The sequence below is a fragment of the Mycolicibacterium obuense genome, from assembly GCF_055397605.1.
Genome location: NZ_AP043663.1, coordinates 3,478,121 through 3,492,978 on the forward strand (window position 1 = coordinate 3,478,121; position 14,858 = coordinate 3,492,978).

16 protein-coding genes are annotated in these 14,858 nt (G+C 68.5%); 5 read left to right on the forward strand and 11 right to left on the reverse strand.

Features of this window, described 5'->3' with window-relative positions; translation table 11 throughout:
• Positions 1-26 precede the first annotated feature (26 nt).
• Genes ACZ50N_RS16520 through hrcA form a run of 9 tightly spaced genes read right to left on the reverse strand, consistent with a single transcriptional unit; the run spans position 27 to position 7,887 of the window.
• On the reverse strand, positions 27-704 hold the full coding sequence (locus tag ACZ50N_RS16520) for a TetR/AcrR family transcriptional regulator (RefSeq protein WP_046363795.1): 678 nt from the start codon (positions 702-704) through the stop codon (positions 27-29).
• Between the two features lie 36 nt (positions 705-740).
• Positions 741-1,652 (reverse strand): GTPase Era, encoded by a 912-nt coding sequence (gene era / locus ACZ50N_RS16525; protein WP_046363783.1) that lies wholly within the window; start codon positions 1,650-1,652, stop codon positions 741-743.
• Entirely contained in the window at positions 1,649-1,966 is a 318-nt protein-coding gene (locus tag ACZ50N_RS16530; RefSeq protein ID WP_046363782.1) for a cytidine deaminase-like protein, read from the reverse strand. The genes era and ACZ50N_RS16530 overlap by 4 nt, the downstream gene beginning before the upstream one ends.
• The gene (locus ACZ50N_RS16535; RefSeq protein WP_046363781.1) at positions 1,959-3,263 is read right to left on the reverse strand and encodes a hemolysin family protein; all 1,305 of its coding nucleotides are present in this window, start codon (positions 3,261-3,263) and stop codon (positions 1,959-1,961) included. Before ACZ50N_RS16535 ends, ACZ50N_RS16530 begins: the two co-directional genes overlap by 8 nt.
• Entirely contained in the window at positions 3,260-3,814 is a 555-nt protein-coding gene (gene ybeY, locus ACZ50N_RS16540; protein ID WP_048422827.1) for an rRNA maturation RNase YbeY, read from the reverse strand. Before ybeY ends, ACZ50N_RS16535 begins: the two co-directional genes overlap by 4 nt.
• An 8-nt stretch (positions 3,815-3,822) precedes the next feature.
• On the reverse strand, positions 3,823-4,860 hold the full coding sequence (locus tag ACZ50N_RS16545; RefSeq protein WP_464473323.1) for a PhoH family protein: 1,038 nt from the start codon (positions 4,858-4,860) through the stop codon (positions 3,823-3,825).
• 51 nt (positions 4,861-4,911) lie between these two features.
• Positions 4,912-5,652 (reverse strand): 16S rRNA (uracil(1498)-N(3))-methyltransferase, encoded by a 741-nt coding sequence (locus tag ACZ50N_RS16550; protein WP_464473324.1) that lies wholly within the window; start codon positions 5,650-5,652, stop codon positions 4,912-4,914.
• Between the two features lie 8 nt (positions 5,653-5,660).
• A complete protein-coding gene (gene dnaJ, locus ACZ50N_RS16555) occupies positions 5,661-6,803 on the reverse strand; it encodes a molecular chaperone DnaJ (protein ID WP_048422824.1) in 1,143 nt (380 codons plus the stop codon).
• 52 nt (positions 6,804-6,855) lie between these two features.
• The gene (gene hrcA, locus ACZ50N_RS16560; protein WP_046363776.1) at positions 6,856-7,887 is read right to left on the reverse strand and encodes a heat-inducible transcriptional repressor HrcA; all 1,032 of its coding nucleotides are present in this window, start codon (positions 7,885-7,887) and stop codon (positions 6,856-6,858) included.
• A gap of 154 nt (positions 7,888-8,041) precedes the next feature.
• Between hrcA and ACZ50N_RS16565 the strand changes: the two genes are divergently transcribed.
• On the forward strand, positions 8,042-8,356 hold the full coding sequence (locus ACZ50N_RS16565; protein ID WP_046363794.1) for a type II toxin-antitoxin system VapB family antitoxin: 315 nt from the start codon (positions 8,042-8,044) through the stop codon (positions 8,354-8,356).
• Positions 8,357-8,360: 4 nt separating this feature from the next.
• Here ACZ50N_RS16565 and ACZ50N_RS16570 read toward each other — a convergent pair whose 3' ends face one another.
• Positions 8,361-9,230 carry a 1-acyl-sn-glycerol-3-phosphate acyltransferase gene (locus ACZ50N_RS16570; RefSeq protein WP_236694159.1) on the reverse strand — a complete coding sequence of 290 codons (870 nt, stop codon included), beginning with the start codon at positions 9,228-9,230 and terminating at the stop codon, positions 8,361-8,363.
• Between the two features lie 84 nt (positions 9,231-9,314).
• Here ACZ50N_RS16570 and ACZ50N_RS16575 point away from each other — a divergent pair, with 84 nt between their 5' ends.
• Complete coding sequence (locus ACZ50N_RS16575) at positions 9,315-10,175, forward strand: LLM class F420-dependent oxidoreductase (RefSeq protein WP_464473325.1); 861 nt, start codon at positions 9,315-9,317, stop codon at positions 10,173-10,175.
• Between the two features lie 12 nt (positions 10,176-10,187).
• Here the strand turns inward: ACZ50N_RS16575 and hemW are convergent, their stop codons facing one another.
• Positions 10,188-11,378: a radical SAM family heme chaperone HemW gene (gene hemW, locus ACZ50N_RS16580; protein ID WP_464473326.1), complete on the reverse strand. Its 1,191-nt coding sequence runs from the start codon at positions 11,376-11,378 to the stop codon at positions 10,188-10,190.
• A 311-nt stretch (positions 11,379-11,689) separates the two neighbouring features.
• Between hemW and ACZ50N_RS16585 the strand changes: the two genes are divergently transcribed.
• Genes ACZ50N_RS16585 through ACZ50N_RS16595 form a run of 3 tightly spaced genes read left to right on the forward strand, consistent with a single transcriptional unit; the run spans position 11,690 to position 14,805 of the window.
• Entirely contained in the window at positions 11,690-13,375 is a 1,686-nt protein-coding gene (locus ACZ50N_RS16585; RefSeq protein WP_464473327.1) for a nitrite/sulfite reductase, read from the forward strand.
• 18 nt (positions 13,376-13,393) lie between these two features.
• On the forward strand, positions 13,394-14,089 hold the full coding sequence (locus ACZ50N_RS16590) for a phosphoadenylyl-sulfate reductase (protein WP_464475662.1): 696 nt from the start codon (positions 13,394-13,396) through the stop codon (positions 14,087-14,089).
• Complete coding sequence (locus tag ACZ50N_RS16595; RefSeq protein ID WP_464473328.1) at positions 14,086-14,805, forward strand: sirohydrochlorin chelatase; 720 nt, start codon at positions 14,086-14,088, stop codon at positions 14,803-14,805. The genes ACZ50N_RS16590 and ACZ50N_RS16595 overlap by 4 nt, the downstream gene beginning before the upstream one ends.
• The last annotated feature ends 53 nt before the right edge of the window (positions 14,806-14,858 follow it).

The following is a 14,858-nucleotide window of genomic DNA, read 5'->3' on the forward strand; positions in this document are numbered from 1 at the left end:
AGAGACCGTGTCGAGAACCCGGGCGATCAGCTGGCGCGTGAGGAGGCCAATTCCTTCAGACGGCGCCGGGTCACGGCACGGATGTCGTCAAGGCGGGCCTGGTCGGTCAACAACGAGCGGACCACGAAATCGGCAGCCTGGATCGGGCGCTGCCGATGCACCGGGCCCGCGGGGCCGCCCTGTTCCCGCAGCGTCTCGAACAGCACACCGTTGGTGGCGCGCACCACGAACGACGGCTCGAACGATGCGAATTCGCCGGCACGCCTGCCGCCGGTGACGACGCGTTCGATCTGGCGGTGGAAGATCTCGATGCCGTGGCGCTCCGCGTCGAATTCGTCGAGTGCCAGCACCGCGTCCTGGTAGAGCCCGCGCGCGTCGAACGGCTGCGCGAGAATCTCCCGCACATCGCAGGCGATGGCCAGATGCAGCTTCTCGGCCCAACTCGACGTCTCCCTCAGACGCTGATCCATCCGCGTGATCGACGGGCCGAGATCGAGTTCGACGAGCGTACGGAAGATCTCGTGCTTGGCCTCGAAGTGGTGGAACAGCGACGGCTGCCGGATGTTCACGGCCTCGGCGATGTCACGGGTCGACGTGCCGAAGAACCCCCGCTGGGCGAACAACACCGACGCCGCCAGCAGAATGCGCCCACGGGTCGAGGACCAGTCCACCGCCGGTGGTTGCCACTCCTGCCCGTACTTCACCGAACCACTCTGACACAGCACGAGCGGGTCACCCGATCAGAACCCCAACCGCCCGAGCTGTTTCGGGTCGCGCTGCCAGTTCTTCGCGATCTTGACCCGCAGATCGAGATAGACCTTGGTGCCGAGCAGCTTCTCGATCTGCGTGCGCGCCGCGGTGCCGACCTCGCGTAGCCGGGCGCCGCCCTTGCCGATCACGATGCCCTTCTGTGAATCCCGCTCGACATAGAGAATCGCGTGCACTGCGATCAACGGCGGCTGATCGTCGCGGCTCTCGCGTTCCTCGATCTCATCGATGACGACGGCCAGCGAATGCGGCAGCTCGTCTCGGACGCCCTCGAGCGCGGCCTCCCGGATCAGCTCGGCCATCAACACTTCTTCGGGCTCGTCGGTGAGCTCCCCGTCCGGATAGAACGCAGGGCCGGGCGGCAGATGCGAGACGATGACGTCGGTCAGCACGTCGAGTTGCTCGGCTTTGGTCGCCGAGACGGGCACGATGTCGGCGTCGGGACCGACGAGCTCACTGACCGCCATCAGCTGTTGTGCCACAGCGTCTCTGCTGACCTTGTCGATCTTCGTGACGATCGCGACCAGCGTGGTCCTGGGCGCCACCGCGCGGATCTGCTCGTAGATGAAGCGGTCACCCGGCCCGATCTTCTCGTCGGCGGGGATGCAGAGCCCGATGACGTCGACCTCGGAGTAGGTGTCCTTCACCAGATCGTTGAGCCGCTGTCCCAGCAGGGTGCGGGGCCGGTGCAGGCCCGGGGTGTCGACGAGCACGATCTGGAAGCTGTCGCGGTGCACGATCCCGCGGATCGTGTGCCGGGTGGTCTGCGGACGGTTCGACGTGATGGCGACCTTGGCGCCGACCAGCGCGTTGGTCAGCGTGGACTTGCCCGTGTTCGGCCTGCCGACGAAACATGCGAAGCCCGAGCGGAATTCGTCGGTCATCGCGGAGTGCCGGACCGGTCGGTGACGATGACCGCGGCATCGGCGCTCAGTTCCCGCACTGCGGCGACACCCGGATCGTCGGGGCCGCCACCCACCAGCACCGCGGCTTCGAGACCGGTCGCGCCGCTGGACACCGCGGCCGCGACGGCGGCCTGAAGTGCCGTCAACTCCAGAGCCGTCAACGCCACGGGGGCGCCGGCGTACGTGCGGCCGTCGGCGTCGCGCACGGCCGCGCCACTGGCGGCCTCGGCACGAGCCATGGCACCGCGGGCGAGCACCACCAACTTGGCGTCTTCAGCATCGAGTTCACTCATGCGCGCTGTCCTCCGTGTCCTCGGGTTCCGGCTCGATGGGACTGACGAGCACGGTGCCGACCCGCACCCGACCCCGGGGGTCAGGACCGCCCTCGGCACGCAGCAGCAGCCCGTCCCAGGCGATCTCGGCGTCGGGCAGGGGAACCCGGCCGAGCTCGAGCGCCAGCAGTCCACCGACGGTGTCCACGTCGAGGTCTTCGGAGAGCTCCAGATCGTAGAGCTCCGCGAGGTCCTCGATGGGCAGCCGCGACGACACCCGGTGCCGCCCGTCGCCCAGATCCTCGACGGGTGCTACCTCGTCGACGTCGTACTCGTCGGCGATCTCACCGACGATCTCCTCCAGCACGTCTTCGATCGTGACCAGGCCCGCGATCGCGCCGTATTCGTCGACCAGCAGCACCATGTGCACGCGATCGAGCTGCATCTCGCGCAGCAGCGCATCCAGCGGTTTGGAATCCGGCACGAACGCCGGTTTCCGCATCACCTCGGCCACCGTGGTGTCCCGGCCGCCGTTACGCGACGAATACGTGCGCTGCACAAGATCTTTGAGGTAGACCACGCCGACGATGTCGTCGACGTTCTCGCCGATGACCGGGATTCGGGAATGCCCGCTGCGCACCGCCAGAGATGTGGCTTGACCGGCTGTTTTGTCCGATTCGATCCACACCATCTCGGTGCGCGGCACCATCACCTCGCGCGCCGGGGTGTCGCCGAGTTCGAACACCGACTGGATCATCCGACGTTCGTCGTCGGCCACCACCCCGCGCTGCTGGGCGAGGTCGACCACCTCGCGCAGCTCGATCTCGGAAGAGAACGGTCCGTTGCGGAAGCCGCGGCCGGGGGTGAGCGCGTTACCCAGCAGCACCAGCAGCCGGCTCACCGGGGTGAGCACCACCGAGATGGCCTGTAGTGGCAGCGCCGCGATCAAGGAGATCGTGTAGGCGTTCTGCCGGCCGACGGTGCGCGGACCCACGCCGATCGCGACGAAGCTGATCACCGTCATGATGGCCGCGGCCGTCATCAGGCCGCCGCTCACACCGAGATAGTCGTCGAGGTAGGCGGCCAGCAGCACGGTCGCACTCACCTCGCAGGCAATGCGCAGCAGCACAACGAGATTGATGTACCGGGGCCGATCCCGCATGACCTGCAGGAGCCGGACCGAGCCGGGGCGATCGTCGCGTACCAGTTCTTCGACACGGGCCATCGACACCGTGCTGACGGCGGCGTCGATCGCGGCGAAGAGGCCCGCGGAGGCGATCAACAGGATCGCCCCGACGAGCTGGCCGAGGCCGGTCACGGAGTGTCGCCGCGGGGAGGTTCGTGGAAGTAGCGCGACTCGTCGAGCAGCCGGCGGTCCTTCTCGCTCTGCCGGTCCTGGTGGTAGGCCTCGACCTGCTCGGCCACCCACTCCTCGAGCAGCTCGCGCTGCAGGGCGAACATCTCTTTTTCTTCGTCGGGCTCGGCGTGGTCGTAGCCCAGCAGGTGCAGCACGCCGTGCACGGTGAGCAGCGCCAGCTCCTGTCCGAGCGTGTGGCCCGCGTCGGCGGCCTGCGTGGCGGCGAACTCGGGGCACAGCACGATGTCACCGAGCATCTCCGGGCCCGGCTCAGGAGCGTCGGGACGCCCGCCCGGCTCGAGCTCGTCCATCGGGAAGCTCATCACGTCGGTGGGGCCGGGCAGATCCATCCACCGCATGTGCAGATCGGCCATGGCTGCCGAATCCAGCAGCACCATCGACAGTTCCGCGGCAGGGTTGACGTCCATCTTGCGGATCACGAAGCGTGCGACGCTGACGAGTTCGGACTCGGACACGTCGATGCCCGATTCGTTGGACACCTCGATGGTCATGGGTGTCGTTACCGCCTCGGCCGTCCGGTGCCCGAGCGGCGCTGGGCGCGGTTCATCAGAGTCGGCTCCTCGAACTTGGCGTAGGCGTCCACGATCTCGGAGACCAAGCGGTGGCGAACCACGTCGGCGCTGGTGAGTTCGGAGAAGTGGATGTCGTCGATGCCGTCGAGGATCCGCATCGCCGCATTGAGCCCCGAAGGCGCCCCACCGGGCAGATCGACCTGCGTGATGTCGCCTGTGACAACGATTTTCGAGTTGAAGCCCAGCCGGGTCAGGAACATCTTCATCTGTTCGGCGGTGGTGTTCTGCGCCTCGTCGAGGATGATGAACGCGTCTGAGATCGTACGTCCGCGCATGTAGGCCAGCGGGGCGACCTCGATGACGCCGGCACTCATCAGTTTCGGGATGAGCTCGGGATCCATCATGTCGTGCAGCGCGTCGTACAGCGGGCGCAGGTAGGGATCGATCTTCTCGCTGAGCGTGCCGGGCAGGAACCCGAGACGTTCGCCGGCCTCGACCGCGGGGCGGGTCAGGATGATGCGACTGACCTGCTTGGACTGCAGCGCACTGACCGCCTTGGCCATCGCGAGGTAGGTCTTGCCGGTGCCCGCGGGGCCGATGCCGAAGACGATGGTGTGATGATCGATCGCGTCGACGTAGCGCTTCTGGTTGAGCGTCTTGGGGCGAATGGTCTTGCCGCGGCGGCTCAGGATGTCCAGCGTCAGCACATCGGCCGGCGATTCGTCGCCGGCCCCGGTCAGCATCGCAACGCTGTGCCGGACCACGTCTGGCGTGAGCCGCTGACCACTGCCGAGGATCTCGAGGAGTTCGGAGATCACCCGCTCGGCCAGTGCCACGTCGGCCGGCTCACCCGCTACCGTCAGCGCGTTGCCGCGGGCGTGGATGTCGGCGGTGAGCAGGGATTCCAGCGCCCGAAGGTTCTCGTCGGAGCGGCCGAGCAGGCCCACCACGAGGTCGGGCGGAACGGTGATGCTGCTGCGGACCTGCGAACTGTCCGAGCCTGCGTTCGTCTCGCGGGGCGTCACGTGGGGTTTTCTGCCTGCTTCCTGTGCTGATGGATGCTGACCAGTTTAGCGTCAGGCCCAGCGGGGGGTCAGCACCCCGAGTGCTCCGAGTGCGACGGCCGCCGCCGTCGAGGTGCGCAGCACCGAGGGGCCCAGGCGCACGGTGAGTGCACCCGCTGCGGTCAGCGCGTCCAGTTCGGCGTCGGTGATGCCGCCCTCGGGGCCGACGACCAGCGTCACCGCGGCGGAGTCCGCCAGGGGAATCTCGGTCAGCGGTCGATCAGCCGATTCGTGCAACACCAGAACGGGTCCGGGAGCCGCGTCGCGCACGAGGTCGGCCAACCCCGCCGTGGACACCACAGCGTGCACGGCGGGAATGTGAGGCCGCCGCGACTGGCGGGCTGCCGACCGCGCCACTGCGGCCCACCGGCGCAGACCCTTGTCGACCTTCGCGGCACCTTCCCAGCGGGCGACACACCGTGCGGCCTGCCACGGCACGAACGCATCTGCACCCGCCTCGGTCGCGAGTTCGATCGCGAGCTCGGAACGTTCCGATTTCGGCAGCGCCTGCACGACGGTCACTGTCGGCGCCGGCGGTTCGACGACGCGACGGTCCTGGACGCGCGCCGTCAGGCGTCCCTTCGCGACGTCATCGACGATGCAGTGCGCGACCACGCCGGCACCGTCGGACAGATCGAGGTGCTCTCCCGCCCGGGTCCGGCAGACCGTCGCCGCATGGTGTCCCTCGTCGCCGTCGACGACGGCCAGGTCACCGACCGGGGGAACCGCATCGACGTAGAAGAGGGCCCGCACGGCAGATGTCAGCGACCGGTGAACGTCTCGCGCAACCGGGAGAACAGACCGCCACCGTTGTTGGTCGCGGTGGACTGCGAGGTGCGCACCTGCGCGGTGTCGCGACTGCGTTCCTTGAAGGTGCGCAACAGCTCGATGTCGTCGTGGTCCAGACGCGACGGCACCACGACGTCGATGTGGGCGTGCAGATCACCGCGCACGCCGGACCGCAGGTGCGGCATCCCGTGGCCGCGCAGCGTGGTCACCGACCCGGGCTGCGTGCCCGCACCGATCGTGATCTCGGTCGGACCGTCGAGGATCGCGTCCACCGACACCGAGGTGCCCAGCGCGGCGTCGACCATCGGCACCGAGATCGTGCAGTGCAGGTCGTCGCCGTCGCGGACGAACACGTCGTGCGGCTTCTCGTGAACCTCCACGTAGAGGTCACCGGCGGGCCCCCCGCCGGGGCCGACCTCGCCCTGGGCGGCCAGCCGCACCCGCATGCCTTCGCCGACGCCGGCGGGGATCTTGACGCTGATCTCCCGGCGCGCCCGCACCCGGCCGTCACCGGCGCACCGGTTGCACGGATCGGGGATCACTTCGCCGACACCGCCGCACACCGGACAGGGCCGCGACGTCATCACCTGGCCGAGCAGTGAACGCTGCACGGTCTGCACCTCGCCGCGGCCGTGACAGGTGTCGCACACGACCGGCGTCGAGTTGCCGTGGGTGCCTTTGCCGTGGCACAGATCGCACAGCACCGCCGTGTCGACCGTGACCTGCTTGGTCACCCCGGTCGCGCATTCTTCGAGATCCAGGCGCATCCGCAGCAGCGAGTCCGACCCCGGCCGGACCCGGCCGATCGGACCGCGGGACGTGGTGCCGCCGCCGAAGAACGCCTCGAAGACGTCACCGAGACCGCCGAAGCCCGAGAACCCGCCGCCGGCGCCGGCCGACTCCAACGGATCCCCGCCCATGTCGACGATGCGGCGTTTCTCCGGATCGCTGAGCACCTCGTAGGCGGCGCTGACCTCCTTGAAGCGCGCCTGCGCCTCTTCGTCGGGGTTCACGTCGGGGTGCAGCTCACGGGCCAGCTTGCGATAGGCGCGCTTGATCTCCGTGTCGCCGGCGCCCTTGCTCACTCCCAGCAAGCCGTAATAGTCGCGTGCCACGCTCAACCTCTCCCACCCGTCGATTCGTGCTGAATACCCAGGACAGCACGAATCAGCGGCTACCTAAGACTTCGCCAATATAGAGAGCAACTGCGGCGACGTTGGCGATGGTTCCCGGATAGTCCATCCGTGTGGGACCCAACACACCCATGCCGCCGAACACCTTGCCGGAACTACCGTAGGCCGTGCTGACCACCGAGGTGCCCGCCATCTGCTCGGCCTCGGTCTCGTGCCCGATCCGCACCGTCACCTTGCCGGCCTCCTGCTGCATGGCCAGCAGCCGCAACACGACGACCTGTTCTTCGAGCGCTTCGAGGACCGAGCGCAGCGAGCCCCCGAAGTCGGCGGTGTTGCGGGTCAGGTTGGCCGTGCCCCCGAGCAGCAATCGCTCCTCGGTGTGCTCGACGAGCGTCTCGACGAGCACGGTCGCCGCCCGGCCGACGGCATTGGCGAGTCCGCCCTGGCCGGTGATGTGCGACGCGAGATCGGACACCGCGATCGAGGCGGCCGCGAGCGGCTTGCCTTCCAGCGCCTGACCCAGCAGATCCCGCAACTGCGACAGCTGGGCATCGTCGATGCCGTCGCCGAGCTCGACGATGCGCTGGTCGACGCGCCCGGAGTCGGTGATGACGACCAGCAGCAGCCGGGCCGGGGTCAGCGCGACCACTTCGAGGCGGCGCACCGACGACGTCGACAGCGTCGGGTACTGCACGACCGCGACCTGACGGGTCAGCTGCGCCAGCAGCCGGACCGCGCGCCGCAGCACGTCGTCGAGGTCGACCCCGGATTCGAGGAAGGACAGGATCGCGCGTCGCTCCGCGCCCGACATCGGCTTGACGTCGTCGAGGCGGTCGACGAACTCGCGGTAACCCTTTTCGGTCGGAACCCGGCCGGAGCTGGTGTGCGGCTGGGTGATGTAGCCCTCGGCCTCCAGCACGGCCATGTCGTTGCGTACGGTCGCGCTCGACACTCCGAGGTTGTGCCGCTCGACCAGGGTCTTGGAGCCGATGGGCTCCTTCGTCGCGACGAAATCGGCGACGATCGCACGGAGCACTTCGAATCGACGGTCGTCGGCGCTGCCCATTGCTCACCCCACTTCATCTCGCACGGGACCTGTCGGCCCATTTTACGGTCATCATCAGCAGCGATCTCGTGCGAGCGGTCCGGCGCACCCCCGACCGTCGGGTTAACCTTGCAGGGCTAAGCAAATGCAATGGTGGGCAAGCAAAGGCGCGTCGATGATCTTCAAGGGTGTCCGCGACGGCAGGCCGTACCCGGACCACGGTCTGTCCCACCGGCAGTGGGCTCAGATTCCTCCCCGCCAGATCCGCCTCGACGAGCTCGTGATGACCACGACGGTGCTGGCCCTGGACCGGCTGCTGTCCGAGGATTCGACCTTCTACGGCGACCTGTTCCCGCACGCGGTGCGCTGGCGCGGCATCGTCTACCTCGAGGACGGGCTGCACCGGGCGGTGCGGGCGGCGCTGCGTAATCGCACGGTGTTGCATGCCCGGGTGTTCGACATGGACATGCCCGCGCCGCAGCCGGGCTGACCGCTCACCCCAGCAGCGGCTTCCTGTCCCGGGTGAGCTCAGTCATCGCGTCCTGCATCGCGGACTCGACCCGGCCCGCGAACTGCTCGGCGGTCTCGTCGTCGGCGGCGATCATCGGGGCGAGCACGCGGGTCACGAGCTTGGTCGGCAGCGGCAGATAGGGCAGCATGCCCACCGCACCGACGTTGAGGCCCCACGGCACCGACACGCTCACCGGCAGTGCCTTGACCCGCAGGATCTTGTCCAGACGCAGCGCCCGCGCCAGCCGCTCGCCGCTGGACAGCACGAGTAGCGACTCCCCCGCCCCGGCGGTGACGACCGGTACGATGGGCACCTTCTGCTCGAGGGCGAGTTTCGCGAAGCCGGTGCGCCCGTCGAACTTCACGAGGTTGCGTTCCTCGAACGTCTTCGCCGCGTCCTTGTCGCCGCCGGGGAACACCAGGACGTGGTGGCCCGCCTCGAAGGCCTCGACGGCGCTGTCCCGGCTGGCCGGACGCGCTCCGAGAGGTTCGAAGAGGCGTCCGACCCCGAGCGTCCAGGCGAGCTGATGGGTGAGGATCGTCAGCGGGCGATCGAGGTGCAGCTCATCGAGGGCCGCCCGGACGGCGAAGACGTTGAGGTCGACGACGCCGCCGAAGCCGTGGTTGGCGACGAACAGAACGGGGTCGGTGGGCGTCTCGATCGTCGAGTCGATGTCGAGCCGGTGGTAGCGCCGCACGAACTCGTCCCCGACGGCGGCGACGGCCGCCATGGCGCGGGCGATCGCGTCGTCGACGACGGGTTCACCGCCCAGGCTCTCGGCGACGCCGTCGAGCGCGGACAGGATTCCGTCGGCGAGGCTTTCCAGCCGTCCCCGCTCACCCGCATCGGCCACAGCGGCGTCCCCTCCCGGTCGCGGTTATCGAAGCACACGCCCGGCGCTGGCGGAGCCGAGTGCGCGCACGGTATGAGTAGAGCTATGAAATTGACAGGTGTCGGGTTGTGGAGTTCGCAGTTGCGGTATGGCAATGCCGGGGAGGCGGCCGAGGCGGCCGCCGAGCTCGACGAGCTCGGATTCCCGGCGCTGTGGATCCCCGACGTCGGCGGGCCGGTGCTCGACGCTGTCGACAACCTGCTGTCCGCGACGTCGAAGACAGTCATCGCCACTGGCATCCTGAACCTGTGGATGCACGAGCCGGCCGAGGTGGCCGCGCGGTACGCCACCCTCACCGAAACCCATGGTGAGCGCTTCCTGCTCGGCATCGGTGTCAGCCATGCCCCGCTCATCGACTCGCAGGAGCCAGGGCGCTACCGCAAACCGCTGGCCGCCACGAAGGCGTTCCTCGACTGCATCGACGCATCGCCCACCCCGGTGCCCACCGGCAATCGGGTGCTCGCGGCACTGGGCCCGAAGATGCTCGAGCTGTCGGCGACCCGGGCCGCCGGCGCGCATCCGTATCTGAGCACGCCCGATCACACTCGCTCGGCGCGGGAACTGCTGGGTGACGCACCGATGCTGCTACCCGAGCAGAGCGTGCTACTCGTCGACAACAGAGACGATGCGCGCGCGATCGGCACGGACTGGCTGCGCTCGTACCTGGGGCTGCCGAACTATGCGAACAACATCCTGCGCAGCGGCTTCACCGAGGAGGACATCAGCACGGTCAGCGACCGGCTGTTCGACGCTCTGATCGCGTGGGGTGACGAGGAGACCGTGCTGCGGCGGGTCAACGAACACCTCGACGCCGGCGCCGACCATGTCTGCGTGCAGGTGCTGACGGCCGACGCCCGCGAGTTCCCCCGGGAGCAGTGGCGCCGCTTGGCAGCTGCCCTTTCCTGAGCGCCGGCCTGGTCAGACCAGCAGGTCCCGCACCACTGCGTCGGCCAGCAGCCGGCCCCGATCGGTGAGCACCAGCCGATCACCGTCGGCACGCAGCAGGCCGTCGTCGACGATGCGGGCCGCGCGGGCACGCTCGTCGTCGCCCAGCAGCGCGGTCGGCAGACCGGCGCGAAGCCGCACCCGCAGCATCACGTCCTCGACGTGTGAGGTGTCGCGGTCAAGGGTCTCGAAATCGGCCACCGGCAGGCGCCGGTCTGCCAGGACGGCCGCGTAGGCGCTGGGGTGTTTGACGTTCCACCACCGGGTGCCGCCCACATAGCCGTGGGCGCCGGGGCCTGCACCCCACCACTGACCGCCCGCCCAGTACCCCAGGTTGTGCCGGCATTCCCCGCCGGGTCTGCTCCAGTTCGACACCTCGTACCACCGCAGCCCGGCCGCGTCGAGCCGCTGGTCGAGCAGCTCGTAGCGGCGGGCCAGCACATCGTCGTCAGGGGCGGGCAGCTCGTGGCGGCGCACCTTGCGGGCCAGCGCGGTGCCGTCTTCGACGATCAACGCGTAGGCCGATACGTGGTCGACGCCCGCCTCGATCGCGGCGTCGACGGAGCGCAGCAGGTCGTCGTCGCTCTCTCCCGGCGTGCCGTAGATCAGGTCGATGTTGACGTGCTCGAAGCCCGCCCGACGGGCTTCCCGCGCCGCCTCCAGCGGACGGCCCGGCGAGTGCACCCGATCCAATGTCGCCAGCACGTGGGGCGCCGTGGACTGCATGCCCAGCGAGACGCGCGTGTACCCGGCCGAGCGCAGCCCGTCGAAAAACGCCGGCGACGTCGATTCCGGGTTGGCTTCGGTGGTCACCTCCGCATCGCTCGAGAGGGCGAAGTGTTCGCGGGTCGCATCGAGTACCTCGGCAAGACCGGCGGCACCCAGCAGTGACGGAGTCCCACCGCCGACGAAGATCGTCGATACCGGCGGGGCGGTCCCGAGCCGCGCCGCGGCGAGCGCGAGCTCGGTCCGCAGTCCCGCCAGCCAGCCCGCCGGTGTGGCACCGGAGGAAGCACCGCCCAGCTCGGCGGGCGTGTAGGTGTTGAAGTCGCAGTATCCGCAGCGGGTGGCGCAGAACGGCACGTGAATGTAGAGCCCGAACGGCGCCCCCGGGGCCGGCATCAGCTCCGGGAGCTGCGCGGGCTGGGCGGGTAGGACGGGCATGCGATCAGTGTCCCAGGTGGGGCGAGGCGGACTTTTGCTCGCGGTGAGCGTAAATCTGTGCCGGTTGGGACCGGTGGGCCCCTTCATGGCACAATGGCCGGGTGATCGATGCCGGCATCGTGCCCACCCGCGTAACGCTGGTGATTCGTCGTCACGTCGACTTCAAGCGTGTGTGCAGCAGCTGTTGTTGTCCCCTGTGACTTCGTAGACCTGCCCACCTGCACTTTTCAGCTGGCCGCCGGATCTGCGTCGCCGGACAGCCCCGGTGATTTCGCGCAGTGACGAAGGCCGGCTCCGATCCAGGAGCCAAGATGACATCAGCATCACCGAAAGCAACACCCAAGCCCGCCAAGCGGCCCCGCGGCGAAGGCCAGTGGGCGCTCGGGTATCGCGAGCCGCTCAACGCCAACGAGCAGGCCAAGAAGGACGACAACCCGCTCAACGTTCGGGAGCGGATCGAGAACATCTACGCCAAGGGCGGCTTCGAGTCGATCGACAAGGGTGACCTGCGCGGTCGTTTCCGCTGGTGGGGGCTCTACACCCAGCGCAAGCCCGGCTACGACGGCACCTGGACCGGTGACGAGAACACCGACATGCTCGAGGACGAGTACTTCATGCTGCGGGTCCGCAGCGACGGCGGCGCGCTGACCGCGGCCGCGCTGCGCACCCTCGGCGGGATCTCGACCGAATTCGCCAGGGACACCGCCGACATCTCCGACCGCCAGAACGTCCAGTACCACTGGATTCGCGTCGAGGACATGCCGGAGATCTGGCGCCGCCTCGACGAGGTCGGACTCCAGACGACCGAGGCATGCGGCGACTGCCCGCGCGTCGTTCTCGGATCGCCGCTGGCCGGTGAGTCACTCGTGGAGGTGATCGACGGCACGCCGGCGGTCAACGAGATCGTCAAGCGTTACGTCGGCAAGCCCGAGTACTCCAACCTGCCGCGCAAGTTCAAGACCGCGATCTCGGGCCTGCAGGACGTCGTGCACGAGGTCAACGACGTCGCGTTCATCGGCGTCGAACATCCCGAGCACGGACCCGGCTTCGACCTGTGGGTCGGCGGCGGCCTGTCGACCAACCCGATGCTGGGACAGCGGGTCGGCGCCTGGGTGCCGCTCGACGAGGTGCCCGACGTGTGGGAGGGCGTGGTCAGCGTCTTCCGTGACTACGGCTACCGGCGCCTGCGCGCCAAGGCACGGCTGAAGTTCCTGATCAAGGACTGGGGTGTAGAAAAATTCAGGGAAGTTTTGGAAACCGAGTACCTGAAGCGACCGCTGCTCGACGGTCCGGCTCCCGACCCGGTGACCCGTCCCATCGACCACGTCGGGGTGCAGAAGCTCAAGAACGGGCTCAACGCCGTGGGCGTCGCCCCGATCGCCGGCCGGGTGTCGGGCACGATCCTGACCAAGGTCGCCGATCTGGCCGAGGCGGCGGGCAGTGACCGCATCCGGTTCACGCCGTACCAGAAGCTGATCATCCTCGACGTCCCGGACGACAAGCTCGACGAGCTGCGTACCGGCCTCGACGCGCTGAATCTTCCGTCCACCCCGTCGCATTGGCGGCGCAACCTGATGGCCTGCACCGGCATCGAGTTCTGCAAGCTGAGCTTCGCCGAGACCCGCAGCCGCTCGCAGGTGCTGGTGCCGGAGCTGGAGAAGCGGCTCGAGGACATCAACAGCCAGCTCGACGTGCCGATCACGATCAACATCAACGGCTGCCCGAACTCGTGCGCCCGCATCCAGGTCGCCGACATCGGGTTCAAGGGCCAGATGGTGGACGATGGCGACGGTCCCGAGGAGGGTTTCCAGGTTCACCTGGGGGGAAGTCTGGGTCTGGACAGTGGCTTCGGCCGCAAGCTGCGCCAGCACAAGGTGGTCGCCACGGAGCTCGGTGACTACATCGAGCGGGTCGTTCGCAATTTCGTGAAACAACGAGAGCAGGGCGAGCGTTTCGCTACGTGGGCACTACGAGCAGACGATGCGGACTTGAGGTGATGTGACGTGACCGACGTGATGACAGAGACGGACCTGCAGCAGTTGGCCGAGCGTGGCGCGGCGGAGTTGGGCCCGCACGCATCGGCCGTGGACCTGCTGCGATGGACCGACGAGAACTTCGCGGGTGACTACATCGTGGCGTCGAACATGCAGGACGGCGTTCTGGTCGAGATGGCCGCCGCGGTGCGCCCGGGGGTCGATGTGCTGTTCCTCGACACCGGATACCACTTCGTCGAGACGATCGGCACACGCGACGCGGTCGAGGCGGTCTACGACGTGAACGTCGTGAACGTGCGGCCGGAGAAGACCGTCGCCGAGCAGGATGCGTTGTTCGGCAAGAACCTGTTCGAGCGCAACGCCAACGAGTGCTGCCGGATGCGCAAGGTCGAGCCGCTGTCGAAGGCGTTGGCCGGCTACTCCGCGTGGGTCACCGGTATCCGCCGGGTCGAGGCGCCGACGCGGGCCAATGCCCCGTTGATCAGCTGGGACAAGGCGTTCGGCCTGGTGAAGATCAACCCGTTGGCGGCGTGGACGGACGACGAGATGCAGGACTACATCGACACGCACGGCATCTTGGTGAATCCGCTGGTCGACGAGGGCTATCCGTCGATCGGTTGCGCACCGTGCACGGCCAAGCCGATCGCGGGCGCCGATCCGCGCAGCGGGCGGTGGGCCGGGCAGTCCAAGACGGAGTGCGGGCTACACGCCTCGTGACTCCCCTGGCGGATTCGCTGGTGCTGACGGCGCACGGCAGCGCCGATCCCCGCTCGGCGGCGACGGCGCAGGCGATCGTCGACAGCATCAGCCAGCTACGTCCGGGGCTCGACGCCCGCGTTGCGTTCTGTGAGCAGAACGCACCGAATCTCGTCGACGTCCTCACAGCCCTGCCGCGGGGTCGTGCCGTGGTGGTGCCCCTGCTGCTGGCCGACGCCTATCACGCGCGCGTGGACATCCCGGCGATGATCGCCGAGTCCGGGTCGCAGGCGCGTCAGGCCGAGGTCCTCGGCGAGGACGACCGACTGATCTCGGTGCTGCGGCAGCGTCTCGAGCACGCAGGCGTATCGCGCCTTGATCCTGACGTCGGTGTGATCGTCACCGCGGTCGGATCGTCGCACGCGCAGGCCAACTCTCGCACCGGTGCCGTGGCGCGCGACCTGGTGCTGACGACCCGATGGACGGCCACCACCGCGTTCGCGACCGGCCCCTCGCCATCTCCCGCCGAGGCGGTCGCCGAGCTTCGCAGCCGCGGGGCGACGCGTCTGGTGATCGCCCCGTGGTTCCTCGCGCCGGGCCGCATCACCGACCGCGTCGCGGCGTTCGCGCGCGAGGAGGGCATCCCGATGTCGGCCCCGCTGGGCGCCCACCGCCAGGTAGCAGCAACGGTGTTGGACCGCTTCGACGCCGCTCGTTCGGTCCACGCAGCGGCCTGACCAGCACAAACCCTTGAGCCAGGTATGCTCGGGGCCACCCTGACGGCTTACGA